Source organism: Pseudomonas sp. NFPP25 (assembly GCF_900116505.1).
Lineage (GTDB): Bacteria > Pseudomonadota > Gammaproteobacteria > Pseudomonadales > Pseudomonadaceae > Aquipseudomonas > Aquipseudomonas protegens.
This window is the reverse complement of sequence record NZ_FPBG01000006.1, coordinates 222,963-244,907: the sequence shown is the minus strand read 5'-3', so window position 1 is coordinate 244,907 and position 21,945 is coordinate 222,963. Positions and strand designations below refer to the sequence as shown.

21 protein-coding genes are annotated in these 21,945 nt (G+C 64.0%); 3 read left to right on the top strand and 18 right to left on the bottom strand.

Translation table 11 applies throughout. From position 1 onward, the window contains the following. Positions 1 to 19: 19 nt before the first annotated feature. The gene (locus tag BM382_RS24255) at positions 20 to 598 is read left to right on the top strand and encodes a Maf family protein (RefSeq protein ID WP_011060114.1); all 579 of its coding nucleotides are present in this window, start codon (positions 20 to 22) and stop codon (positions 596 to 598) included. A gap of 53 nt (positions 599 to 651) precedes the next feature. On the opposite strand, the gene sppA is transcribed toward BM382_RS24255, so the two are convergent. From sppA to rluC, 3 genes are read right to left on the bottom strand one after another with little or no spacing between them, the layout of a single operon-like run. Then, entirely contained in the window at positions 652 to 1,641 is a 990-nt protein-coding gene (sppA, locus tag BM382_RS24250) for a signal peptide peptidase SppA (RefSeq protein ID WP_011060113.1), read from the bottom strand. A 21-nt stretch (positions 1,642 to 1,662) separates the two neighbouring features. Continuing rightward, positions 1,663 to 2,325, bottom strand: coding sequence for an HAD-IA family hydrolase (locus BM382_RS24245; protein WP_072444185.1), 663 nt, complete (start codon positions 2,323 to 2,325; stop codon positions 1,663 to 1,665). Next, complete coding sequence (gene rluC / locus BM382_RS24240; protein WP_011060111.1) at positions 2,315 to 3,271, bottom strand: 23S rRNA pseudouridine(955/2504/2580) synthase RluC; 957 nt, start codon at positions 3,269 to 3,271, stop codon at positions 2,315 to 2,317. The genes BM382_RS24245 and rluC overlap by 11 nt, the downstream gene beginning before the upstream one ends. Positions 3,272 to 3,985: 714 nt before the next feature. Between rluC and rne the strand changes: the two genes are divergently transcribed. Continuing rightward, a complete protein-coding gene (gene rne / locus BM382_RS24235; protein WP_072444187.1) occupies positions 3,986 to 7,201 on the top strand; it encodes a ribonuclease E in 3,216 nt (1,071 codons plus the stop codon). Between the two features lie 50 nt (positions 7,202 to 7,251). Here rne and BM382_RS24230 read toward each other — a convergent pair whose 3' ends face one another. The 12 genes from BM382_RS24230 to BM382_RS24175 form a co-directional block, all read right to left on the bottom strand. Next, positions 7,252 to 7,863 (bottom strand): nucleotidyltransferase family protein, encoded by a 612-nt coding sequence (locus BM382_RS24230; RefSeq protein WP_053149852.1) that lies wholly within the window; start codon positions 7,861 to 7,863, stop codon positions 7,252 to 7,254. Next, entirely contained in the window at positions 7,860 to 8,855 is a 996-nt protein-coding gene (locus BM382_RS24225; RefSeq protein WP_019092974.1) for an XdhC family protein, read from the bottom strand. Before BM382_RS24225 ends, BM382_RS24230 begins: the two co-directional genes overlap by 4 nt. Then, positions 8,855 to 11,170 carry a xanthine dehydrogenase family protein molybdopterin-binding subunit gene (locus BM382_RS24220; RefSeq protein WP_072444188.1) on the bottom strand — a complete coding sequence of 772 codons (2,316 nt, stop codon included), beginning with the start codon at positions 11,168 to 11,170 and terminating at the stop codon, positions 8,855 to 8,857. Before BM382_RS24220 ends, BM382_RS24225 begins: the two co-directional genes overlap by 1 nt. After that, positions 11,167 to 11,637: a (2Fe-2S)-binding protein gene (locus BM382_RS24215; protein WP_011060107.1), complete on the bottom strand. Its 471-nt coding sequence runs from the start codon at positions 11,635 to 11,637 to the stop codon at positions 11,167 to 11,169. Before BM382_RS24215 ends, BM382_RS24220 begins: the two co-directional genes overlap by 4 nt. A 242-nt stretch (positions 11,638 to 11,879) precedes the next feature. Then, the gene (gene murB, locus BM382_RS24210) at positions 11,880 to 12,899 is read right to left on the bottom strand and encodes a UDP-N-acetylmuramate dehydrogenase (RefSeq protein WP_011060106.1); all 1,020 of its coding nucleotides are present in this window, start codon (positions 12,897 to 12,899) and stop codon (positions 11,880 to 11,882) included. Beyond that, complete coding sequence (locus BM382_RS24205) at positions 12,896 to 13,360, bottom strand: low molecular weight protein-tyrosine-phosphatase (protein WP_015634698.1); 465 nt, start codon at positions 13,358 to 13,360, stop codon at positions 12,896 to 12,898. The genes murB and BM382_RS24205 overlap by 4 nt, the downstream gene beginning before the upstream one ends. Further along, complete coding sequence (gene kdsB, locus BM382_RS24200; RefSeq protein WP_011060104.1) at positions 13,360 to 14,124, bottom strand: 3-deoxy-manno-octulosonate cytidylyltransferase; 765 nt, start codon at positions 14,122 to 14,124, stop codon at positions 13,360 to 13,362. The genes BM382_RS24205 and kdsB overlap by 1 nt, the downstream gene beginning before the upstream one ends. Continuing rightward, the gene (locus tag BM382_RS24195; protein ID WP_011060103.1) at positions 14,121 to 14,306 is read right to left on the bottom strand and encodes a Trm112 family protein; all 186 of its coding nucleotides are present in this window, start codon (positions 14,304 to 14,306) and stop codon (positions 14,121 to 14,123) included. The genes kdsB and BM382_RS24195 overlap by 4 nt, the downstream gene beginning before the upstream one ends. 24 nt (positions 14,307 to 14,330) lie before the next feature. After that, positions 14,331 to 15,341: a tetraacyldisaccharide 4'-kinase gene (gene lpxK / locus BM382_RS24190; protein ID WP_015634697.1), complete on the bottom strand. Its 1,011-nt coding sequence runs from the start codon at positions 15,339 to 15,341 to the stop codon at positions 14,331 to 14,333. Then, positions 15,341 to 15,769: an ExbD/TolR family protein gene (locus BM382_RS24185; RefSeq protein WP_011060101.1), complete on the bottom strand. Its 429-nt coding sequence runs from the start codon at positions 15,767 to 15,769 to the stop codon at positions 15,341 to 15,343. The genes lpxK and BM382_RS24185 overlap by 1 nt, the downstream gene beginning before the upstream one ends. Then, positions 15,766 to 16,401, bottom strand: a complete 636-nt coding sequence (locus BM382_RS24180; RefSeq protein ID WP_011060100.1) for a MotA/TolQ/ExbB proton channel family protein — start codon at positions 16,399 to 16,401, stop codon at positions 15,766 to 15,768. Before BM382_RS24180 ends, BM382_RS24185 begins: the two co-directional genes overlap by 4 nt. A gap of 102 nt (positions 16,402 to 16,503) precedes the next feature. Beyond that, the gene (locus BM382_RS24175) at positions 16,504 to 18,735 is read right to left on the bottom strand and encodes a DNA internalization-related competence protein ComEC/Rec2 (protein WP_072444190.1); all 2,232 of its coding nucleotides are present in this window, start codon (positions 18,733 to 18,735) and stop codon (positions 16,504 to 16,506) included. A 139-nt stretch (positions 18,736 to 18,874) separates the two neighbouring features. Here BM382_RS24175 and BM382_RS24170 point away from each other — a divergent pair, with 139 nt between their 5' ends. Then, a complete protein-coding gene (locus BM382_RS24170; protein ID WP_015634695.1) occupies positions 18,875 to 19,390 on the top strand; it encodes a DUF2062 domain-containing protein in 516 nt (171 codons plus the stop codon). A gap of 53 nt (positions 19,391 to 19,443) precedes the next feature. Here BM382_RS24170 and BM382_RS24165 read toward each other — a convergent pair whose 3' ends face one another. The 3 genes from BM382_RS24165 to BM382_RS24155 all read right to left on the bottom strand — a co-directional run bounded on the left by BM382_RS24165 (position 19,444) and on the right by BM382_RS24155 (position 21,908). Continuing rightward, positions 19,444 to 20,223, bottom strand: coding sequence for an ABC transporter permease (locus tag BM382_RS24165; RefSeq protein ID WP_011060097.1), 780 nt, complete (start codon positions 20,221 to 20,223; stop codon positions 19,444 to 19,446). Then, positions 20,220 to 21,152, bottom strand: a complete 933-nt coding sequence (locus tag BM382_RS24160) for an ABC transporter ATP-binding protein (protein WP_011060096.1) — start codon at positions 21,150 to 21,152, stop codon at positions 20,220 to 20,222. The genes BM382_RS24165 and BM382_RS24160 overlap by 4 nt, the downstream gene beginning before the upstream one ends. A gap of 132 nt (positions 21,153 to 21,284) precedes the next feature. After that, positions 21,285 to 21,908, bottom strand: coding sequence for a glutathione S-transferase family protein (locus BM382_RS24155; RefSeq protein ID WP_011060095.1), 624 nt, complete (start codon positions 21,906 to 21,908; stop codon positions 21,285 to 21,287). Positions 21,909 to 21,945 lie beyond the last annotated feature (37 nt).

Here is a 21,945-nt window from a genome sequence, read left to right as displayed (position 1 = left end):
CCTGCCTCAGGAGACGCACATGCTGCCTTTATTACTTGCCTCAAGCTCGGCCTACCGCCGGGAATTGCTGTCCCGCCTGCGCCTGCCCTTCACCTGCTGCTCTCCTGACATCGACGAAAGCCATCGTCCCGGAGAGTCTGCCACGGCCCTGGTGAAACGCCTGGCCGAGGAAAAGGCCCGCGCCCTGGCAAGCAGCCATCCAGCACACCTGATCATCGGTTCCGACCAGGTCGCGGTGCTCGGCGAGCGCATCATCGGCAAACCCCATACCTTCGAAAAAGCCCGCCAGCAACTGCTGGACGCCAGCGGCGCCAGTGTGACCTTCCTCACCGGCCTGGCCCTGCTCAACAGCCAGACCGGCCACTGCCAGGTCGACTGCGTCCCGTTCACGGTCAACATGCGCACCCTGGACAGCACCCGCATCGAACGCTACCTGCACGCCGAACAGCCCTATGATTGCGCCGGCAGCTTCAAGGCCGAAGGCCTGGGGGTCAGCCTGTTCCAGAGCACCGCCGGCAGCGACGCCACCAGCCTTATAGGCCTGCCACTGATCCGCCTCGTGGACATGCTGCTGGCCGAGGGCGTAGAGACACCCTGAGCCGCCATAAAAAAGCCGGCACTCAAGCCGGCTTTTTATTGAGCAACACCCGATCAGCGCAAGGTTGGGCCCTGAAAGCCCATCCACATGGCGATCTGCTCTGCCACGCTGGCACCGAGCTTCTTCGAGAAGCGATCAAATGGCGATTCCTGGACGGTAAAGTCCACCACCTCTTTCTCGCCAATCACATCCCGCGCCACCGAACTGGTATTGCCCAGGCCATCGATCAACCCCAATTGCAGCGCCTGCTCGCCCGACCACACCAGGCCGGAGAACAGCTCCGGATGCTCCTTGTCCTTCAGGCGATCGCCACGGCCCTGCTTGACGCTGGCAATGAACTGGCGATGAGTGGTGTCCAGCACGCCCTGCCAGAACTGGGTCTCTTCAGGCTTTTGCGGCTGGAACGGATCCAGGAACGACTTGTGCTCGCCCGAGGTATAGGTGCGACGCTCAACCCCCAGCTTCTCCATGGTGCCGACAAAGCCGTAGCCGGCCGCCGTCACACCAATGGAACCCACCAGGCTCGCCTTGTCGGCATAGATCTCGTCAGCAGCGCTGGCGATGTAGTAAGCACCCGACGCCCCGAGATCCGAGATCACCGCGTAGACCTTGGTGTCCTTGTGCAAAGCCCGCAGACGACGGATCTCGTCATAGACGTAGCCGGACTGCACCGGGCTGCCGCCAGGGCTGTTGATACGCAGCACAATGCCCTTGACCTTGGGATCATCGAACGCAGTACGCAGGCTGCCGACAATATTGTCAGCACTGGCCGATTCCTTGTCGGCAATCACCCCCGTGACATCGATCACCGCGGTGTAGCTACCGCCACGAGTGGCATTCTTTTCCATGGTCATCAGCGGCGTGAACAACGCCAGCGCCGCGAACAGGTAAACAAAGGTCAACAGCTTGAAGAAAATGCCCCAGCGCCGCGAGCGACGCTGTTCCTGGACGCTGGCCAACAGCGTCTTCTCCAGCAGTTTCCAGCTTTTATCATCACCACCTTCAGCGCCCGCCTTGCTCGGCGCCTTCCATTCGTCGGTCATGCCTGCTACCCCAGCAAAAACTTAATCGGCACCCTGGCTCAGCCAGGCGTGCAATTGAGGAAAACGGTCGATGGACAAGCGCGGCTCGAATGCCTGCAAGGCCTCGATGGACTGAGCACCGTAGCTCACGGCCACCGAATCCATTCCGGCATTGCGCGCCATCAACAGATCAAAGGACGAATCGCCAACCATCAAAGCCTGCCGCGGCCCAACCCCGCAATGAGCAAGGATTTCCTCCAGCATCAACGGATGAGGCTTGCTGGCGGTTTCGTCGGCCGCCCGGGTGATATCGAAATACCCTTCCCAACCATGGGCCTTCAACACTCGATTCAGCCCTCGCCGGGCCTTGCCGGTGGCGACAGCCAGCTGATATCCCTCATCCCGAAAGGCGTCGAGAGACTGCACCACACCAGCAAACAGAGGCGAAGGCTCGGCCTCGAGGGCAATGTAGTGATCCGCATAATGCTGACGAAAGGCTACCAACTGCCCATCATCTATTTCCGGATACAGTGTGCGAATCGCCTCTGGCAATCCCAGACCGATAATGCCCTTGACGGCGTAGTCATCGCGGCGAGGAAAGCCGGAACGATCAGCAGATGCGTGCATCGACTCGACAATCCGACCAATGGAATCGGCCAGAGTGCCGTCCCAGTCGAAGATCAGCAGTTTGTAATCAGGGTGCACTCAGGCGCTCCACGGTCTTGGCCCACATCTCATCCACCGGGGCCTGCAATTTCAGCTCGCCGCCATCGGGCAGCGGCACCGTCAACATATAGGCATGGAGAAACAGGCGCTTGCCGCCCAGCTCACGGATCTCGCGAGTGAAATCGTCATCGCCGTACTTGCTGTCACCGGCAATGCAGTGCCCGGCATGCAGGGTGTGCACACGAATCTGGTGAGTACGCCCGGTCACCGGCTTGGCCTCGACCATGGTGGCGAAATCACCGAAGCGGCGCAGCACCTTGAACACGGTCAAGGCCTCCTTGCCCTCTTCGTTGACCTCCACCATGCGCTCGCCGGAGCGCAGGTTGCTCTTGAGCAGCGGCGCACGCACCTGCTTCACCGCCGTGGCCCAATGGCCACGGACCAGCGCCATGTAGCGCTTGTCCACGCCATCACCCCGCAGCGCGGCATGCAGATGACGCAGCATGCTACGTTTTTTCGCGATCATCAGCAGGCCGGAGGTGTCCCGATCGAGGCGATGTACCAGCTCCAGCTCCTTGGCGTCCGGGCGCAACTGACGAAAGGCTTCGATCACCCCGAAATTCAAGCCGCTGCCGCCATGCACGGCAATCCCGGCAGGCTTGTTGATCACAATCAGGGCCTTGTCTTCGAAGACGATCGAGGCTTCCAGGCGCTGCAGCAACCCTTGAGCCAGCGGCACCGGCTCGTCGCGCTCGGGCACACGCACGGGAGGCACGCGCACCACATCACCCGCTTGCAGCTTGTACTCGGGCTTGATCCGCCCCTTGTTCACTCGCACTTCGCCTTTACGCAAAATACGGTAAATCAAGGTCTTGGGCACGCCTTTGAGCCGGGCGAGAAGGAAGTTATCAATACGTTGGCCGGCATATTCCGGCGAGACCTCAAGCAATTGAACGCCTGGAGTCGAGGGGGCAGTAGTCGTCATGGCGCGAATGATAACAATTTTTTATGGATTTGAAGCACTTAATGATTGCTGCTATAGTCGCGAACGCCGCCAAAAGCGGCTGGGCAGAGGAACAGCGGCAAACAGCCGGCCCTGACCAACGCAATTCATAAGGACGCAAGGCCGTCCTACGCAGTTTTCACTATCTAACGGAAGAGTTCGGCGTTGTAACAAGCGCAGGTGACATGAGGCCTGAAACCCGTAGAAAGCAGAGTGACTACTCGCCTTTTACGCAGCGATTAACGGCCAGTTCACAAAGTGCAGTCAGCGACAAACGATCCCGAGCGAAAGTTGCGGAAACAACGCCTTTAGCCATGATGCGTGACCTCCCCTTTCGGAGTTCACGGTAAATGCCAACCCGCTGCGGATTCTGCGCGCGGCAGCACCCGAATTATCAGGGATACGTGTAGGGTGGAGATGCACAACCGTCGGACTGTGTAGCATTAGGCTTTATCAAGACGCTTCATCTCGTCCACAGTCGCCGGTTGATTCCTCCTCCTGACAGACTTTTGCTTAAGCGGTGCCTTAGTCACCACAGCAAGCAGGACGCGTAAGTCGCGACTTCGTTCTTAGTTACCCGGACGAACCTCGCTAGACACTCGAGTGGTCAACCACTCCTGACGCACCTGACACCGACCGTGAGAAGTCGTGTGTGCCGAACGCCGTTTCCGGCAGCCCGGAAACCGACGGTACTACATGAAAAGAATGCTGATTAACGCAACTCAACCCGAAGAGTTGCGTGTTGCTCTGGTAGACGGCCAGCGCCTCTACGACCTGGACATCGAGTCCGGAGCCCGCGAGCAGAAAAAGGCCAACATCTATAAAGGCCGCATCACTCGCATCGAACCAAGCCTGGAGGCTGCCTTTGTCGATTTCGGCTCTGAGCGCCACGGCTTCCTGCCCCTCAAAGAAATCTCCCGCGAATACTTCAAGAAAGCCCCCGAAGGCCGCGTCAACATCAAGGACGTCCTGAGCGAAGGCCAGGAAGTCATCGTCCAGGTCGAGAAAGAAGAGCGTGGCAACAAGGGCGCCGCCCTGACCACCTTCATCAGCCTCGCCGGTCGTTACCTGGTACTGATGCCGAACAACCCGCGTGCCGGCGGTATCTCCCGCCGCATCGAAGGCGAAGAGCGCAACGAACTACGTGAAGCGCTGAACGGTCTGGTGGCACCCGCCGACATGGGCCTGATCGTGCGCACTGCCGGCCTGGGCCGCAGCAGCGAAGAGATGCAGTGGGACCTCGACTACCTGCTGCAACTCTGGACCGCCATCAAGGAAGCGTCCCTGGATCGTTCCGCGCCATTCCTGATCTACCAGGAAAGCAACGTGATCATCCGCGCGATCCGCGACTACCTGCGCCAGGACATCGGCGAAGTGCTGATCGACAGCGTTGAAGCCCAGGACGAAGCCCTGACCTTCATCCGCCAGGTGATGCCGCAGTACGCCAGCAAGATCAAGCTGTACGAAGACAGCGTGCCGCTGTTCAATCGTTTCCAGATCGAAAGCCAGATCGAGACCGCTTTCCAGCGCGTGGTCGAACTGCCTTCCGGCGGCTCCATCGTCATCGATCCGACCGAAGCCCTGGTGTCCATCGACATCAACTCGGCCCGCGCCACCAAAGGCAGCGACATCGAAGAAACCGCCCTGCAGACCAACCTGGAAGCAGCGGAAGAAATCGCTCGCCAACTGCGCCTGCGTGACATCGGCGGCCTGATCGTCATCGACTTCATCGACATGACCCCGGCCAAGAACCAGCGTGCCGTGGAAGAAAAAGTCCGCGAATGCCTGGAAGCCGACCGCGCTCGCGTGCAGATCGGCCGCATCTCGCGCTTCGGCCTGCTGGAAATGTCCCGTCAGCGCCTGCGTCCATCCCTGGGCGAAAGCAGCGGCATCGTCTGCCCGCGCTGCAACGGCACCGGCATCATCCGTGATGTCGAGTCGCTGTCCCTGGCGATCCTGCGCCTGATCGAAGAAGAAGCCCTGAAAGACCGCACCGCCGAAGTGCGCGCCCAAGTGCCGATTCCGGTCGCCGCTTTCCTGCTCAACGAAAAACGCAACTCGATCACCAAGATCGAACTGCGCACCCGCGCCCGCATCGTCATCCTGCCGAACGATCACCTCGAAACGCCACACTTCGAAGTTCAGCGCCTGCGTGATGACAGCCCGGAAGCCAACACCAACCAGTCCAGCTACGAAATCGCAGCGGCCGCCGCCGAAGCCGAAGAAGTCCAGCCAACCGCCGCCACCCGCACCCTGGTTCGCCAGGAAGCGGCAGTGAAGACTGCCCCGGCCCGCGCCAACGCTCCGGTTCCGACCGAAGTCGTCGCTGCCCCTGTAGCTGCACCGGCTCCAGTGGCCGAACCAAGCCTGTTCAAAGGCCTGGTGAAGTCCCTGGTCAGCCTGTTCGCTACCAAGGAAGAGCCAGCCGCACCGGTCGTGGTCGAGAAGCCAGTGACCGAGCGCCCTGCTCGCAGCAACGAAGAACAGCGTCGCAATGGCCGCCAGCAGAGCCGCAACCGTAACGGTCGCCGCGATGAGGAGCGCAAGCCGCGCGAAGAACGTACCCCGCGTGAAGAACGCGCACCACGGGAAGAGCGTCAGCCACGCGAAGTTCGCGAAGCCCGTGAAGAAGTTCAAGCGGTAGCCCGCGAAGAACGCGCACCCCGTGCACCGCGCGAAGAACGCCAGCCACGCGCCCCGCGTGAAGAGCGCAAGCCACGTGGCGAGCGTGAAGAACGTGTGCGTGAACTGCGCGAGCCTCTGGACGCCGCTCCAGCTGCAGCCGCTGCTACCGCCGCCGTTGTTGCCGAAGAACGTCCGGCGCGCCAGCCTCGCGAAGAGCGCCAGCCACGTGCGCCACGTGAAGAGCGCCAACCACGTGCCGAACAGGCTCAAGCCGCTGCCGCCAGCGAAGAAGAAGCGCTGCCGAACGAAGAGCAACTGCAGGAAGACGGCCAGGACAACGCCGAAGGCGAACGTCCACGTCGTCGCTCCCGCGGCCAGCGTCGTCGCAGCAACCGTCGCGAGCGCCAACGTGATGCCAACGGCAATGTGATCGAAGGCTCGGAAGAAAACGCCGAAGAGCCAAGCAGCGCCGATCTGGCTGCCGGCCTTGCGGTAACTGCCGCGGTTGCCAGCACCGCCATCAGCGCCAACGCTGAAGCCGAAGCTCACCAGCAAGCCGAACGTGCGACTGCCGCTGTAGAAGACAAGGCTCCGGAAGCCCCAGTGGTTGAAGCCACCACGCCGGTAGAAGCCCCAGTGGTTCCTGCAGTGGAAGTGGCTCCAGTGGCTGAAGAGCAGGCTCAGGTTGAAGTGGCTGCCGAACCGGCCGTGGTTGTCGAAGCCCAGCCTGTGGTTGCCGAACAACCGGCAGCAGAACCTGTAGCCCAGGCGCCAGTGGTTGAAGAAAAGGCCATCGAGCCGGTTCAGGAAGCCCCTGCGCCAGCCCCGGTTGCCGAGCCAGCAGTGGTGGTTGAAGAGCCTGTAGCGGCCCAGCAGCCTGCCCAGGTTGAAGAGCCGGCTCCGGTTGCAGCACCAGTGGTGGCCGAAGAGCCCGCACCCGCTGTCGAAGCTGAAGCCGCGCCGGTCAGCACCCTGACCAGCAATGGCCGTGCACCGAACGACCCACGCGAAGTGCGTCGCCGCAAGCGTGAAGCCGAGCGCCTGCAGAAGGAAGCCGAGCTGGCTGCCGCTGCTCCGGCTGAAGCCGTGGTGACCGCCGAGCCGGCTCCGGTAGAAGCGCCGGAGGTGGTCGAGGCCGCCCCTGCGCCAGCCGAAGAGACTGCACCGGCGCCAGTGGCCGAACCTGCAGTGGAAGAAGCGGCCCCTGTGGCCGAGCAAGCACCGCGCGCTGTCGAGCACGCTGCGCATGCCGAGGAAGAACAGCACGAGCCTAAACCTCTCGCCTGATTCCAACAGCCCATGAAAAAGCCCCGCCCGGGTAACCGGGCGGGGCTTTTTTATACCTGGAGCACCTGACAATCCGGAAACAGCAACGCCTGCGGAACGTCCACATCCCAGGTCACCCCCGGATCCGTCACCGGAACTTCCACCACCCGCCCCGAAGCGAACAGCGGCCGGGCTCCCCGATCACCAGACAGGCCCTGCAACGCTGCGCCATAAGACCGGCCAAAGCCCACCGGATGACCCAACTCATCCCCCAGCCGCGGCACGCTGATGCCCTCCTCGGTCATTGCTTCCATCACCCGACTGGCGGTGGCGGGCAGGATAAAGGGCATGTCCCCCAGCCAGACCATCCAGCCATGGGCATCGGCGCAGGCAGCCACTGCCGCGGCCAGGCTATGCCCCATGCCCACGGAGTCCAGCACCAGTACCTGACAACCGTAGGCACGCGCCAGATCCGCCACCTGGGGTCGATCCGCCGTGGTCACCAGCACTCGCTGGGCAACGTCCACCGGCAGGCTCACCAGCACCTGCTCCAGCACCGGCCGCTGCACCCCGTCACGCCCGCGGCAGGGCGCCAACAGCTTGTCCTGCCCGGCCCCGGCCACCTGGCGAAAACGCCTGCCCTGCCCCGCCGCCAGGATGATCGCGCAAGGCTTGCGGCTCACCTCACCGTCTCCGCCACTCGCACCGGGAGCTTCTTCTGCAGCGGTTCGACGCCATTTTTCAGCGCGACGATTTCCGCCAGCAACGACAAGGCAATCTCCGCCGGCGTATGGCTGCCGATGGGCAATCCGACCGGCCCGTGCAAGCGCTCGATGGCCTGCGCCGAAAGACCCAGCAGCGCCAGATTGTCCCGGCGTTTCTGGCTGTTGGCCCGGGAACCCAGGGCGCCGACGTAAAATGCCCGGGAGTCGAGCGCCGTCAGCAGCGCCATGTCATCAAGGCGCGGATCATGGGTCAGGGCCACCACTGCCGTGCGCTCGTCGGGCTCGATGCTCAGCACCGCATCGTCGGGCATCCCGGCGACAAAACGTCCATCCTGCCCCTCCCAGCCATGCACGAACTCCTGGCGCGGATCGCAGATCAGCACTTCGAAATCCAGCAAGCGGGCCATCTGCGCCACATAGCGCGACAACTGCCCGGCGCCGATCAGCAGCAAGCGCCAGCGCGGTCCGTAGATCGCCCGCAGGGTGACCCCGTCAAACGCCAATTCATCGCCGCGGTTCGCCGTCTTGAGCAGCACCTGGCCGGTGCCCAGGTTCAGCTCCCGGGCCACGATCTGGTGTGCCTCGCAGCGCTGGAGCAATTCGGCGACCCAGGCCGGGTCGCCAACCCGCTCTTCGGTGAGGCGCAAGGTGCCGCCACAGGGCAGGCCGAATCGCGCCGCTTCCTCCAGGGTCACGCCGTAAGTCACCAGTTGCACCGGCGGCCCGTGGCGAGACAGGCGCCCATCGCCCTGGCGGCTGATCAGGTCATCCTCGATACAGCCTCCGGACACCGAGCCGATCACCACCCCGTCGTCGCGCAAGGCCAGCATGGCGCCGGGTGGCCGCGGCGCGCTGCCCCAGGTCTGCACCACGCTGTACAGCAGCACGCCGCGCCCGGCGCGCCGCCATTCCAGGACACTGCGCAGGACATTCAGGTCGACGCTGTCCATCAGGCGCTCGCCTGCTGCCAGCCCTGCAACTGGTAGCGCACCGGCAGGTTGCGTATGCGCTTGCCGGTGGCGGCGAAGATCGCGTTGCACAGGGCCGGCGCAATCGGCGGCACACCGGGCTCTCCCACCCCGCCCAGGGGCACGTCCCCCGGCGGCGTCACCAGGTGCACCTGCACCTGTTTCGGCGCCAGGGACATGCGCGCCACTTCGTACATATGGAAATTGTCCTGCTGGACCTTGCCCTCCTTGAAGCTGATCTCCCCCAGCACCGCATTGCCCAGGCCCATGACGCAAGCCCCTTCGAATTGCGAGCGGATACGCTCGGGGTTGATCTGCGGGCCGCAATCCACGGCGATATCGGCCTGATGCACGATCAGCGTGCCATCGTCCTTCACTTCCACCTCGATCACCGCCGCCACATAGGTCACGAAGCTGTAGTGCACGGCCAGCCCCAGACCGCGTCCCTTGGGCAGCGAGCGCCCCCAGCCGGCCGCCTTGGCCGCGGTTTCCAGCACCGTGCGCAGGCGCCCGGTATCAATGGGGTAGCGCTCGGGGGATTCGCCGTAGTTCCACTCCTCGCTCAGGGTTCGGGGGTCGATCTGACGATCCGGCCCCAGCAGCTTGAGCTGGTACTGCAGCGGATCCTGGCCGGCCTTGTGGGCCAGTTCGTCGACAAAACTCTGGATCGCGAAGCCATGGGGAATGTTCGACACCGAACGGTACCAGCCGACCCGGGTATGGGCCGCGGCCTCGGGGTTTTCCAGGCGCACGTTGGGAATCGCGTAGGCCATGTTGGTAAAGCCCATGCCCAGCTCGAAGGCGCCTTCGTGATTCATCCCCGGGGCGAACAGCGCGGTGATGCTCGGCGCCACGGTGCGGTGCAGCCAGGCCGCCGGCAGGCCGTCCTTGTTCAGCCCGGCCTTGAGGTATTCCGCCGACACGGTATGGAAGTAGGAGTTGTGGATATCGTCCTCGCGGGTCCACTGCACCCGCACCGCCTTGCCGGGAAAGGCCTTGGCCAGGATCGCCGTCTCCAGGATGAAGTCGGGCTTGGACTTGCGCCCGAAGCCGCCGCCCAGCAGCGTGACGTTCACCGTGACCTGCTCGAAGCCGATCCCCAGGCGTTCGGCGATTCGCTCGCGGGTCACCTGTGGCGCCTGGCTCGGTGCCCACGCCTCGCAGCGACCGTCCTGGAATCGCGCCACGGCCACCATCGGCTCCATCGGCGCCTGGGCCAGGTGCGGCAGGTAATAGCTGGCCTCCAGGCTGCTCTCGGCACCCTTCAGGGCCTCATCCAGGTTGCCGGTACTGCGCACCACCTTGCCCGGTTGCCGCGCCGCCGCCTCCAGTTGCTTGCGGTATTGGATGGAGTCGTAGCCAGCGTTGGCACCATCCTCCCACTCGATCCTCAAGGCATCGCGGCCCTTGATCGCCGCCCAGGTGTTGCTCGCCACCACAGCCACGCCGCCCAGGGGCTGGAACTCCGAAGGCAAGGGGCGGCTGTCGATGGGCATGACCTTGATCACCCCCGGTACCTTCAAGGCTGCGCTGTCATCCACCGACTTGACCTTGCCGCCATACACCCGGGGCCGCGCCACCGCCGCGAACAGCATGCCGTCGAAATGCACATCGGCGCCGTACACCGCACGGCCGTTGACGATGTCCTGGCCATCGATGGCCCGGGTGGCCTCCTTGCCGATGTAGCGGAACTCCCCGGGCTGCTTCAGGCGCAGGCTATCCCGGGCAGGCACCGCCAGGGCGCCTGCCGCAGCGGCCAGGGCGCCATAGCCCAGCTCACGCCCGGTGGGCTGGTGAACCACCTTGTGCAACTGCGCCCGACACTGCGCCAATGGCACCTGCCACTGCGCAGCGGCGGCCAGTTCCAGCATGGTCCGCGCAGCCGCGCCACAGCGGCGCATGGGCTCGTACCAATGACGCATGCTGCGCGAGCCGTCGGTGTCCTGGTTGCCGAAACGCACCTCGTCACCCGGTGCCTGGCGAACCTTGACCTGCGCCCAGTCGGCGTCCAGTTCATCGGCCACCACCATGCTCAGGCTGGTGCGCACGCCCTGGCCCATCTCCGAGCGATTGCAGATCACCGTGACGCTGCCGTCGCTGGCAATGCTCACGTAGACCTTGGGGTCATCGACCCAGCCGTGGGGCATGCCGTCGGCACCGAATTTCTTGGCCTCGGCAAAGGCTTCCTGCCAGCCCCAGCTCGCAGCCAGCACCAGGGCTCCAGTGGCCCCCACACCTTTGAGAAAGCCCCGGCGGCTGAGGTTGCTCAGGGCAAAATCCTGCGGTAGGCGGTTCATGCCTTGGCCTCCTGCAGATGGCTGGAAGCCTGGCGGATCGCGGTCTTGATCCGGTTGTAAGTACCGCAGCGGCAGATATTGCCGAGCATCGCCTCTTCGATCTGCTCGTCGCTGGGGTTGGGGTGAACCTTGAGCAAGGCAGTGGCCGACATGATCTGCCCGCCCTGGCAGTAACCGCACTGGGCCACCGCCGTATCCAGCCAGGCCTGCTGCACCACCTGCCCTACCGGGTCGGTATGCAGGTTGTCGATGGTGCTGACGTTCTTGCCCTGCACCGAGCCTATCGGCGTGATGCAACTGCGCGCCGGGTCGCCGTCGATATGAATCGTACAGGCGCCGCACAGGCCCATGCCGCAGCCGAACTTGGTACCGTTGTAGCCCGCCACGTCGCGGATAGCCCACAGCAGCGGCATGTCCTCGGTGACGTCCAGTTGATGATCTTGACCGTTGAGCTTCAGGGTAATCATGGGCACGCCCGCATTTTCTGAGTGATGGGGTCGAGTCATCCGCCGTGCAGTACCGCGGCTGCGGTGCACGCAGATCGGCTCAGGCTAATCGGGCTCTCTTGTGAAGACAGGCTTCACCGGGCCTTTGGGAACAGCAGAAAGCTGATTCTTAGCCTGCTAAGTTAAGCCGCAATTAACAAAAAAGCCTTGCCCGAACGTCAGCCAGGCAAGGCTTTTTGCTATCCACCGCAAGCCGGCTCTCGCTAATAGAGGTTGGGCTCCATCTCCAGCTCGACACTGAAACGCTCGGCGATATCGCGCTGGATCCGCCGCGCCAGTTCCAGCAACTGCAGGCCGCTGGCGCCGCCATAGTTGACCAGCACCAGCGATTGCAAGCGATGGACCCCGGCATCCGCCTCGCGAAAGCCCTTCCAGCCCGCCTGTTCGATCAGCCAACCGGCCGCCAGCTTCACCTGCCCATCGGCCTGGGGGTAACCCACCAGCCCCGGATGCGACTGCTTGATCTGCGCCGCCAGTGCCGCCGGCACCACCGGGTTCTTGAAGAAGCTGCCGGCATTGCCCAGCACCGCAGGGTCCGGGAGCTTCTCGCTGCGGATGCTGCAGATCGCCCGGCTGACATCGCTGGCCGTCGGCTGTTCGATGCCCTGCTCGCTCAGGCGCTGGCGCACCGGACCGTATTCCAGGTGCAGGTGATCGACACGGTTCAGGGCAAAGCGCACCCGCAGGATCAACCAGCGACCGGCCTGATGCTTGAACAGGCTGTCGCGGTACGCGAACTGACACTGCGCCAGGTCGAATTCCCGCAGCTCGCCGGTCTGCCGATCGAGGGCGGTCAGGCCGGCGAACACGTCCTTGATCTCCACCCCATAGGCGCCGATGTTCTGCATCGGTGCGGCGCCGACGGTGCCGGGAATCAGGCTCAGGTTCTCCAGCCCGGACAGGCCCTGCTCCAGGGTCCACTGGACAAAGGGATGCCAGGTTTCCCCGGCCTCGGCCTCGACCACCACCCGCTGCCCGTCATCGCTGAGCAGGCGAATGCCACGAGTGGCCATGCGCAGCACCAGGGCCTGGATATCCGCCGTCAGCAGCAGGTTGCTGCCGCCGCCGATCACCAGCAGCGGCAACTGGTGGGTAGCGCAATAGGCCAGGGCCTCGCGTACCTCGTCATCGCTGTGGGCCTGGGCAAACCACTTCGCCTTGACCTCGACCCCGAAGCTGTTGAACGGCTTGAGGGACACATCGGCCTGAATGTCCAGGGTCATAGCCGCCCCTTCAATTCGACCACCAGCCGGTCGCAGGCATCCTCGATCAGGTCCAGCACCTGCTCGAAACCCTGCTCGCCGTCGTAGTACGGATCCGGCACTTCATCCAGCGCCGCCTCGTAGCGACGCAGGAACAGGTCCAGCTCGGCCTTGCCCCGAGCCGGTTGCAGGGCCTTGAGGTTGCGCAGGTTGCTCTGGTCCATGGCGAAGATCAGGTCATAGGCAGCGAAATCGGCGCTGCCGACCTGCTGCGCCCGTTGTGCCGACAGGTCGTAGCCGCGCCGCAAGGCAGCCTGCTGGCTGCGCTTGTCCGGGGCCTTGCCGATGTGCCAGTCGCTGGTGCCCGCAGAGGCGACTTGCACCTGGTCACCCAGGCCGGCCTCGTGCAACTTGCGGCGCAGCACGCCTTCGGCGGTGGGCGAGCGGCAGATATTGCCCAGGCAGACGAACAGAACCCGCATCAGGCCTCCAGCAGGCGCCGAACGCGCTCAAGGTCTTCGGCGGTATCGACGCCGGTAGGCGGTGCTTCCAGGGCGTCGGCCACGTGGATCCGCACGCCATGCCACAGGGCACGCAGTTGCTCCAGGGATTCGGTGTTTTCCAGCCAGCACGGGCCCCAACTGACGAAGTCGTGAAGAAAGCCGGCGCGGTAGGCATAGATGCCGATGTGACGGCGATAAGGCACGCCTTCGGGCAGTTGCTCACGACTCTGGGCAAAGGCATCCCGAGCCCAGGGCAAGGTGGCGCGACTGAAGGTCAGGGCCAGGCCGTTGAGGTCGCTGACCACCTTGACCACATTGGGGTTGAACAGGGTCTGCACGTCCTCGATCGGCTCGGCCAGGGTGGCCATGCGCGCTTCGGTGTGGGCTGCCAGGTTGGCCGCTACCTGATCGATCACCGACGGCGGGATCAACGGCTCGTCGCCTTGTACGTTGACCACGATCGCATCCGCGGCCAGGCCCAGCTGGGCGGCGACTTCCGCCAGCCGGTCGGTGCCGGAGTTGTGATCTTCCCGGGTCAGCAGCGCCTCGGCGCCAAAGCCCTGGCAGGCCTCGACGATGCGCTGATCATCGGTGGCCACCACGACCCGCTCGGCGCTGCTCTTGCGCGCCTGTTCCCAGACCCACTGGATCATCGGCTTGCCAGCGATCAGTTGCAGCGGCTTGCCTGGCAGGCGAGTGGAGGCGTAGCGCGCCGGGATGACAACGGTAAAGGCGCTGCTCATTTGTCCAGGCGCTCTTCGGTGGTCAGGGTGCGCGCCTCGCTTTCCAGCATCACCGGGATGCCATCGCGAATCGGATAGGCAAGGCCCGCGCCCTTGCTGATCAGCTCGGTCTTGTCGGCGCTGAGTTTGAGGGGGCCTTTGCAGATCGGGCAGGCGAGGATGTCGAGCAGTTTGGTGTCCATGAGGATTCCCTGGATAAAAGCGAATTAAGGCAGCAGACGATCAGGCAGCAGGCGCATCAACTGAGTATCGAACCAGGCGACGAAGGCCGGCGAAGGCTGGGCATCGACCGCCAGGTACCACCAGTCGTCTGCCGCGAAAGCCCGGCACTTGACCGCATCTTTCTCGGTCATGACCAGCGGCAATGACGGGGTGAAGGTCAAGGCCTGCGCACTGTATTGAGCGTGATCGGCAAATGCATGGGGAACAGGCCGCCAGTGTAGCGTTTCAAGGGTGTTGAAGAAACGCTGGGGATTGCCGATGCCCGCCACCGCATGCAGCGCCTGGCCGGGGGCGAAATGCTCCAGCGCACGGCGCTCTCCACTGCGCAGGTTGACCAGCACCGAGGGCTTGAGATGAAAGGCGAACCCCTCGTCACGGTCATCAACTGCGCCGTTGTAGAGCACCGCGTCGACGCTCTGCAAACGCTCCGCCGGCTCGCGCAGCGGCCCGGCAGGCAGGCAGCGGCGGTTGCCCAGGCCGCGGGCGGCATCGATCAGTACCAGCTCCAGGTCACGGGCCAGGCGGTAGTGCTGCAGGCCGTCGTCGGACAGGATCAGGTCCAGCGGCTCGGCGGCCAGTAGGGCCTGTACGGCGCGGCCGCGATCCGGATCGATCATCAGCGGCACGCCGCAGCGCTGGACGATCAGCAGCGGCTCATCACCGGCCACCGCGGCGCAATCTTCGGCGCTGACGCGCCAGGGCAGTTGCGCCGGCTTGGCACCGTAGCCGCGGCTGACCACCCCGACCCGCAATCCGAGGCGCTGGCAGTGCTCCACCAGCCACAGGATCAACGGCGTCTTGCCGGTGCCGCCGACGGTGATGTTGCCCACCACGATCAGCGGCACAGGTGGTTGATAGATCGCCCCCTCACCGGCAAGAAAGCGCTGGCGCTTGCCCGTCACCACTCGGCGATACAGGCATTCCAGGGGGCGCAGCAGTTTCAGCGCGGGGTGGCCGTTGTACCAGGCATTGAGCAGGCGATCGGAAAGTGCCATCAGGGTGCCGGGTCCGCCTCGACGGTGGTCATGCGCAGGTGGCTGAAACCGAGCTTGCCGGCTGCATCCATGGCAGTGATCACCGCTTGATGCTGGGTCTTGCCGTCGGCGCTGATGGACAGCGGCAGGTTGGTGTCGCCCGCCGACTCCTTCTGCAGGGCCTCGATCAAGGTCTCCAGGTCATTTTTGGGCAGGACCTGGTTGTTCACCGAGAACACGCCGTCGGCGCTGATGGCGATATCCAGTTGCTTGACCTGCTGGTCTTCGGCCGGCGAGCCGCTGACCGCTTCCGGCAGGTCGACCCGCAGCTCGGTTTCCCGGGTGAAGGTGGTGGTGACAACAAAGAACAGCAGCAGGATGAACACCACGTCGATCAACGACGCCAGGTTGATGTCCACGGTTTCCCGGGGCTTGCGACGGAATTTCACGCTTTGCCCTCGGCCAGATCGACATCGCGGTCGCCCTGGATCACTTCCACCAGCTTGATCGCCTCCTGCTCCATGCCCACCACCAGTTCATCGACCCGGCGTTGCAGGAATCGGTGGAAGAACACCGAGGGAATGCCCACCATCAGGCCGGCGGCGGTGGTGATCAGGGCTTTGGAAATACCGCCTGCGAGGATGTGCGCGTTGGTGGTCATGCCCGAGCCCATGAACGAACTGAAGATGTCGATCATGCCCAGCACGGTGCCCAGCAGCCCCAGCAGCGGTGCCATGGCGGCAATGGTGCCGAGGGCGTTGAGGTAGCGCTCCAGCTCATGGATGACCCGGGCGGCAGCCTCTTCGATGCATTCCTTCATGATCTCGCGGCCATGCTTGGAGTTGGCCAGGCCCGCCGCCAGAATCTCGCCCAGGGGCGAATCGGCGCGCAGTTCCTTGAGCTTTTCCTTATTCAGCTGCTTGTCCTTGATCCAGCGCCAGACCTGCCCCAGCAGGTGGGGCGGGGTGACACGGCTGGCCCGCAGGGTCCACAGACGCTCGGCAATGATGCCCACGGCAGCAATGGAACTCAGAATGATCGGCAACATCATCCAGCCGCCGGATTTGACCAATTCCCACACAGTGACAGCCCCCTCGAAAAAGTGCGCCACTCTAACATAGGGGCCGGACGCACCGAAGACCGTGATGTCGCATGCTCACAGGCTTTAATAACCCACGGTTATTTAAGGCATTGTGGGCGGCTCACGCCAGAATCGCCGCTGCTCGCGAAGCCCATGCGCCGCCCCGAAGGCCCCCAGTTGCAGCCTCAGGGCACCCTGTTCGGCACTGTCATAAATTGCCATGTCCAGGCGCCGATAGCGTGCCAGCACTTGAGGATGGGGGTGGCCGAAGGCATTGCCCCGCCCACGGGAAATCAGCACCGCGTCGGGGGCCAGCCGTTGCAGCAAGGCCATGAATGAAGAGGTACGGCTGCCGTGATGGGGGGCCTGCAGCCAGTGGGTCCGCACCGCCAGCGGGCTGTCGAGCAAGGCTCGCTCGGCACGGGCGTCGATGTCCCCGGTGAGCAGCAGGCGCTCGCCGGCAGCCTCGACCTGGAGCACGCACGAGGCCTGATTGCCGTCGGTCGCCGCTGCCCATTGCCACTGGCGAAAGCGCACGCCATTCCACACCCAGCTCAGCCCACTGTCGCAAGGCCTTGCCTGCAGGCCCGCGGGCAAGGCTTCGGGCTGGCCTCCGCGGACCTCGCCCACGGGCATTGCGCGCTGCACCGCCTGGGCGCCACCGGCATGGTCGTTGTCGGCATGGCTGAGCAGCATCAGGTCCAGCCGCCGGATGCCGAGCCTGTGCAGGGTCGGCACTACCACTCGCTCTCCCAGGTCGAATTCGGCGACCCGCGCGCCAGCGTCATACAGCAGGGCGTTATCACGGGTACGCAGGATGAATGACAGGCCCTGCCCCACATCCAGCTGCCAGACCTCCACCTCGCCTTCGGGCACGCGCGCCAGGGGTGGCCAGACCGCCAGGAGCAACAGCGGCCAACCCAGAACCCGCATGGGCACGCCCCTGGGCAACAGCAGCAACAGGCAGCCCAGAGCATTCATGCCCCATAGCCACAGAGGGATCTGCGGCGGCACCCAGGCCGGCCACCCACCGGCAATCAATCCGAGCAAGCGGAACAACCCGTCCAGCAATCCACCGGCCAGCCACAACAGGCCCTCACCCACATAAGGCACCGGCAGCAGCAGGCTGCCGAGCAAAGCCTGCGGCAACACCAGAAAGCTGATCCAGGGCACCGCCAGCAAATTGGCCAGCGGCCCGCTGAGGCTGATAGGCAGCCCCAGAGCCAGCAACGGCGGCAGCAGGCCAATGGCGATCAACCATTGGGCCCGGGTCCAGCCCTGCCACCAGCTCCACGCCCCCAGGCGCCCGGCAAAGATCAAGATCAGGATTGCCACTGCGGCAAAGGACAGCCAGAACCCCGCCTGCAAGCTGGCCAGCGGCTCGGCCAGCAACACCGCATTCAACGCCAGCAGCAGGGGCCAGCCGGCCCGCAGATGGCGAAAGCGCATGCGCCAGAGCAGTACCAGGGCGACCATCACACAGGCGCGCTGCACTGGCACATCGAACCCCGCCAGCAGGCCGTAGCCCAGGGCGCCGAGCCAGGCCAGGGCACAGGCCCAGGGCAACCACGGCAAGCGCTCGGGCCAGAGACCATGGCGGGCCAGCCCGGCCACCGCGAAATAGATCACCCCAGCCAGCAGGCTGATGTGCTGCCCGGAAATCACCATCAGGTGGACGGTGCCGGTGTCCTGCAACAGCTGCCAGTCTTGCCGCGTCAGGCCGGAACCGTCGCCCATCACCAGCGCCGCCAGCCCCGCACCGCGCCCCTGTGCCTCGACCTCTAGCAAGCGCTGGCGCAAGCCTTGCCGCCAGGCCTGCGGGGCCGGTGCCAGTAACTGCCCGGCCTTGACCGTGCCGGTGGCGCCGATACGGCGCGCCAGCAGCCAAGCCTGGTAATCGAAGCCCTGGGGATTCAACAAACCCATCGGCTGGCGAAGCTTGACCGCCAGCCGCCAGCGCTCGCCACTCTTGAGCGCCGGGCCCTCATGCCAGGCCAGCCGCATGCGCCGGGGCAGCCGCTCACGGCGGGCCTGGGCATCTTCCAGCTCGAAACGCACCACGCCGCCCGCCTGCTCCGGCAGGCCGCTCACCCGCCCCTCCAGCCAGCGGGTCTGTGCCTCCAGGCGCGGCGCCAGGCGATCATCCAGGGCCGACTGCGCGGAGACACAGGCCCAGGTGAAACCGAACAGGAAAAATGCCACCGGATGTGTACGAAACGGCAACAGCATCAAGGCCAGTATCGCCATACACAGCAGCAGCCAGCCTGGGGGCAAGGCCGGCATGAAACCCAGCGCCAGCAGCCCCGCAGCCAGCGCCAGCATTGCGCTACGCATCCGCCCACCCCTCCTTGGGAGTTCATACTCTTGGCTTAGTCGAGGATGGGCAGCGCGGCTTTATCATTTGTCACAATGTCTGAATTTTCGCCGACTAGAATCCGGTCATAATCGTCGCCTGACCCGACCGAGAAGCCTTATGCCCCGGCGCTTATTCAAACGTTACATGCCAGATCCGACCAGCATCCGGGAACACAAGTCCTTACGCTTTCTCGGCACCCTGCTGCATGACGCCAACCTCTGGCACCTCAATCGACACTCGGTGGCCCGGGCCATGGCCGTGGGCCTGTTCGCCGCCTTTATTCCCATTCCAATGCAGATGTTGCTGGCTGCGGTACTGGCCATCTGGCTGCGCGGCAATATGCCCATCAGTGTCAGCCTGGTCTGGTTGACCAACCCCATCACCATGCCGCCGGTGTTCTTCTGCACCTACCAACTGGGGGCCTGGCTGATGAACGTGCCGCCGCGCACCCTGCCCGACGAGCTGACCTGGGAGTGGATCAGCAGCCAGCTGGCAACCCTGTGGCAACCCTTCCTCCTCGGCTCGGTGGTGGCCGGGCTGGTGCTGGGGGCCACTGCCTATTGCCTGACCATGCTCTATTGGCGCTGGTGGGTCGCGCGCCAATGGTCCAGGCGCAAGCAGCAACGGCAGTGACCAACGAAAACGGCCTCCCGAGGGAGGCCGTTTGCATGACGCACTAAAGGCATTTACTGACGCATGCCGCGCCCGCTCACCAGCAGCCGGGCGCAACCGATATACAGCACCAGGGTGGCCACCAGCATGAAGGTAATGGCGATGCTGATCTTGATGTCCGACACCCCGAGGATGCCGAAACGGAAGGCGTTGACCATGTGCAGCACCGGGTTGGCCAGGGACACCGTCTGCCAGAACGGCGGCAGCAGGTTGATCGAGTAGAACACCCCGCCCAGGTAGGTCAGGGGCGTCAGCACGAAGGTCGGGATGATCGAGATATCGTCGAAGTTGCGTGCAAAGACTGCGTTGATGAAGCCCAGCAGCGAGAAGATGGTCGCGGTCAACACTACCACCAGCACCGTGATGCCCAGGTGGTGCACCTGCAGCGTGGTGAAGAACAGCGACAGCAGCGTCACGATGACCCCCACCATCAGCCCCCGCAGCACCCCGCCCAAGGTGTAGCCGATGAGAATGGTATGGGGCGACAACGGCGAGACCATCAACTCCTCGATGGAGCGCTGGAACTTGCTGCCGAAGAAGCTCGATACCACGTTGCCGTAGGAGTTGGTGATCACCGACATCATGATCAGCCCCGGGACGATGTACTCCATGTAGGTGAAACCACCCATGTCGCCGATCTGCCGGCCGATCAGGTTACCGAAGATGACGAAGTACAGGACCATGGTGATGGCCGGGGGCAGCAGGGTCTGCGGCCAGATCCGGGTGAAGCGCCGGACTTCGCGATAGACAATGGTGTTGAGCGCCACCAGGTTGGGTTTGAACTCCGAACTCATACCGCCACCTTCGACAGATTCTTCTCCACCAGGGACACGAACAACTCCTCAAGACGGTTGGTTTTGTTACGCAGGCTCAGCACCTCGATGTTCTGCAGGGCCAGTTGGCCGAACAGCGCGGTGATGCCCACGGCCTTGTCCACCTGGACCTCCAGGGTATGGCTGTCCACCAGCCGGGTCGGATAGCCGGCCAGTTGCGGCGCCACGCTCAGGTCGTTCTTCAGGTCGAGGAGGAAAGTCTCCACATGCAGTTGGCTGAGCAACTGGCGCATGCTGGTGTTCTCGACGATGGTGCCGTGGTCGATGATGCCGATGTTGCGGCACAGTTGCTCAGCCTCTTCCAGGTAGTGGGTGGTGAGGATGATGGTGATGCCTTTCTGGTTGAGCTCGGTAAGAAAGCTCCACATGGAACGGCGCAGCTCGATATCGACCCCGGCGGTAGGTTCGTCAAGGATCAACAGGCGCGGTTCATGCACCAGCGCGCGGGCGATCATCAGGCGCCGCTTCATGCCACCGGACAGGGAACGCGAAGGCACATCGCGCTTGTCCCACAGGCCGAGCTGGGTCAGGTACTGCTCGGCGCGCTGCTTGGCGATCTTCGCCGGAATGCCGTAGTAGCCGGCCTGGGTCACGACGATGTCGAAGGTTTTCTCGAACTGGTTGAAGTTGAATTCCTGCGGCACCACGCCGATGCAACGCTTGAGCGCCGCCGGCTCACGATCCAGGTCGTGGCCGAAGACGCTCACCGTACCGCTGGTCTTGTTCACCAGGGTCGAGAGAATGCCGATGGTGGTGGATTTGCCGGCCCCGTTAGGGCCGAGCAGGGCGAAAAAGTCACCTTCGGCGACATCCAGATCGATACCACTCAGGGCCTGGAAACCGTTGCCGTAGGTTTTGGTTAGCTGCCGGATGGACAGAGCGGAACTCATATCGGATTCATGCACCAAGAAGGGGGAATTTTATAAGTAAGGGCGGCCCGAGCCGATTGCAACGACGCCGGACGCCCGCCATGTTGCGTGCCTGCGTCGTGCAAGTACAGTCACCTGTATCGATAGTGGGTATTAAGTCAACGCGGTCATCACGGCCTGGCGATAGGCCGGGCGCTGTTTCAAGCGCTCATACCAGGCTTGCAGATGGGGCATGGAAGGACGCTCGATGGGCATCTCGAACCAAGCGTAGATGAAACTGCCGAGGGGAATGTCGCCCACGCCGATCTCCTGCCCGGACAGGTAAGGCTGCTCGCCCAGGGCCTGATCGACCCGCGCCAGCAGCTCGGCACACGTGGCCTTGGCGGCGTTGATCTGCGCCCAGTCCTGCTGCTCGGCCGGGGTGCGCAATACGCCCCAGAACAGATGCCGGAAGGGTTCAGCGAAGGTCGAGGTGGTCCAGTCCATCCACTTCTCGGCGCTGGCCCGCAGTTGCACGTCGGCCGGGTACCAGTGGCTATCGGCGGCGTAGCGCGCAGCCAGGTAGCGCACGATGGTATTGGACTCCCAAAGCACGAAGTCGCCGTCTTCAATCAGTGGAATCCGGCCGTTGGGGTTCAGCGCCCGGTACGCCGGGGTGTCCACCACCCCAAAGGCGCCGCCGGCGTCCAGGGACTCATAGGCGAGCCCCAGTTCCTGCGCGCACCAGAGTGCCTTCCTGACATTCGACGAGTTCTTGCGACCCCAGATCTTCAGCATGACCATCCCTCAGTAATGAATGCCGGGGCAGTCTACG

Excerpts from the sequence above, each read along its gene's own strand:
- BM382_RS24205 (WP_015634698.1), bottom strand. The coding sequence starts at position 13,360 with ATGCGGGTTCTGTTCGTCTGCCTGGGCAATATCTGCCGCTCGCCCACC.
- BM382_RS24195 (WP_011060103.1), bottom strand. The coding sequence starts at position 14,306 with ATGGACACCAAACTGCTCGACATCCTCGCCTGCCCGATCTGCAAAGGC.
- BM382_RS24215 (WP_011060107.1), bottom strand. The coding sequence starts at position 11,637 with ATGATTACCCTGAAGCTCAACGGTCAAGATCATCAACTGGACGTCACC.
- BM382_RS24165 (WP_011060097.1), bottom strand. The coding sequence starts at position 20,223 with ATGAGTTCGGAGTTCAAACCCAACCTGGTGGCGCTCAACACCATTGTC.
- BM382_RS24225 (WP_019092974.1), bottom strand. The coding sequence starts at position 8,855 with ATGGACAGCGTCGACCTGAATGTCCTGCGCAGTGTCCTGGAATGGCGG.
- BM382_RS24255 (WP_011060114.1), top strand. The coding sequence starts at position 20 with ATGCTGCCTTTATTACTTGCCTCAAGCTCGGCCTACCGCCGGGAATTG.
- rne (WP_072444187.1), top strand. The coding sequence starts at position 3,986 with ATGAAAAGAATGCTGATTAACGCAACTCAACCCGAAGAGTTGCGTGTT.
- BM382_RS24175 (WP_072444190.1), bottom strand. The coding sequence starts at position 18,735 with ATGCGTAGCGCAATGCTGGCGCTGGCTGCGGGGCTGCTGGCGCTGGGT.
- BM382_RS24170 (WP_015634695.1), top strand. The coding sequence starts at position 18,875 with ATGCCCCGGCGCTTATTCAAACGTTACATGCCAGATCCGACCAGCATC.
- BM382_RS24220 (WP_072444188.1), bottom strand. The coding sequence starts at position 11,170 with ATGAACCGCCTACCGCAGGATTTTGCCCTGAGCAACCTCAGCCGCCGG.
- lpxK (WP_015634697.1), bottom strand. The coding sequence starts at position 15,341 with ATGGCACTTTCCGATCGCCTGCTCAATGCCTGGTACAACGGCCACCCC.
- BM382_RS24155 (WP_011060095.1), bottom strand. The coding sequence starts at position 21,908 with ATGCTGAAGATCTGGGGTCGCAAGAACTCGTCGAATGTCAGGAAGGCA.
- BM382_RS24160 (WP_011060096.1), bottom strand. The coding sequence starts at position 21,152 with ATGAGTTCCGCTCTGTCCATCCGGCAGCTAACCAAAACCTACGGCAAC.
- murB (WP_011060106.1), bottom strand. The coding sequence starts at position 12,899 with ATGACCCTGGACATTCAGGCCGATGTGTCCCTCAAGCCGTTCAACAGC.
- kdsB (WP_011060104.1), bottom strand. The coding sequence starts at position 14,124 with ATGAGCAGCGCCTTTACCGTTGTCATCCCGGCGCGCTACGCCTCCACT.
- sppA (WP_011060113.1), bottom strand. The coding sequence starts at position 1,641 with ATGACCGACGAATGGAAGGCGCCGAGCAAGGCGGGCGCTGAAGGTGGT.
- rluC (WP_011060111.1), bottom strand. The coding sequence starts at position 3,271 with ATGACGACTACTGCCCCCTCGACTCCAGGCGTTCAATTGCTTGAGGTC.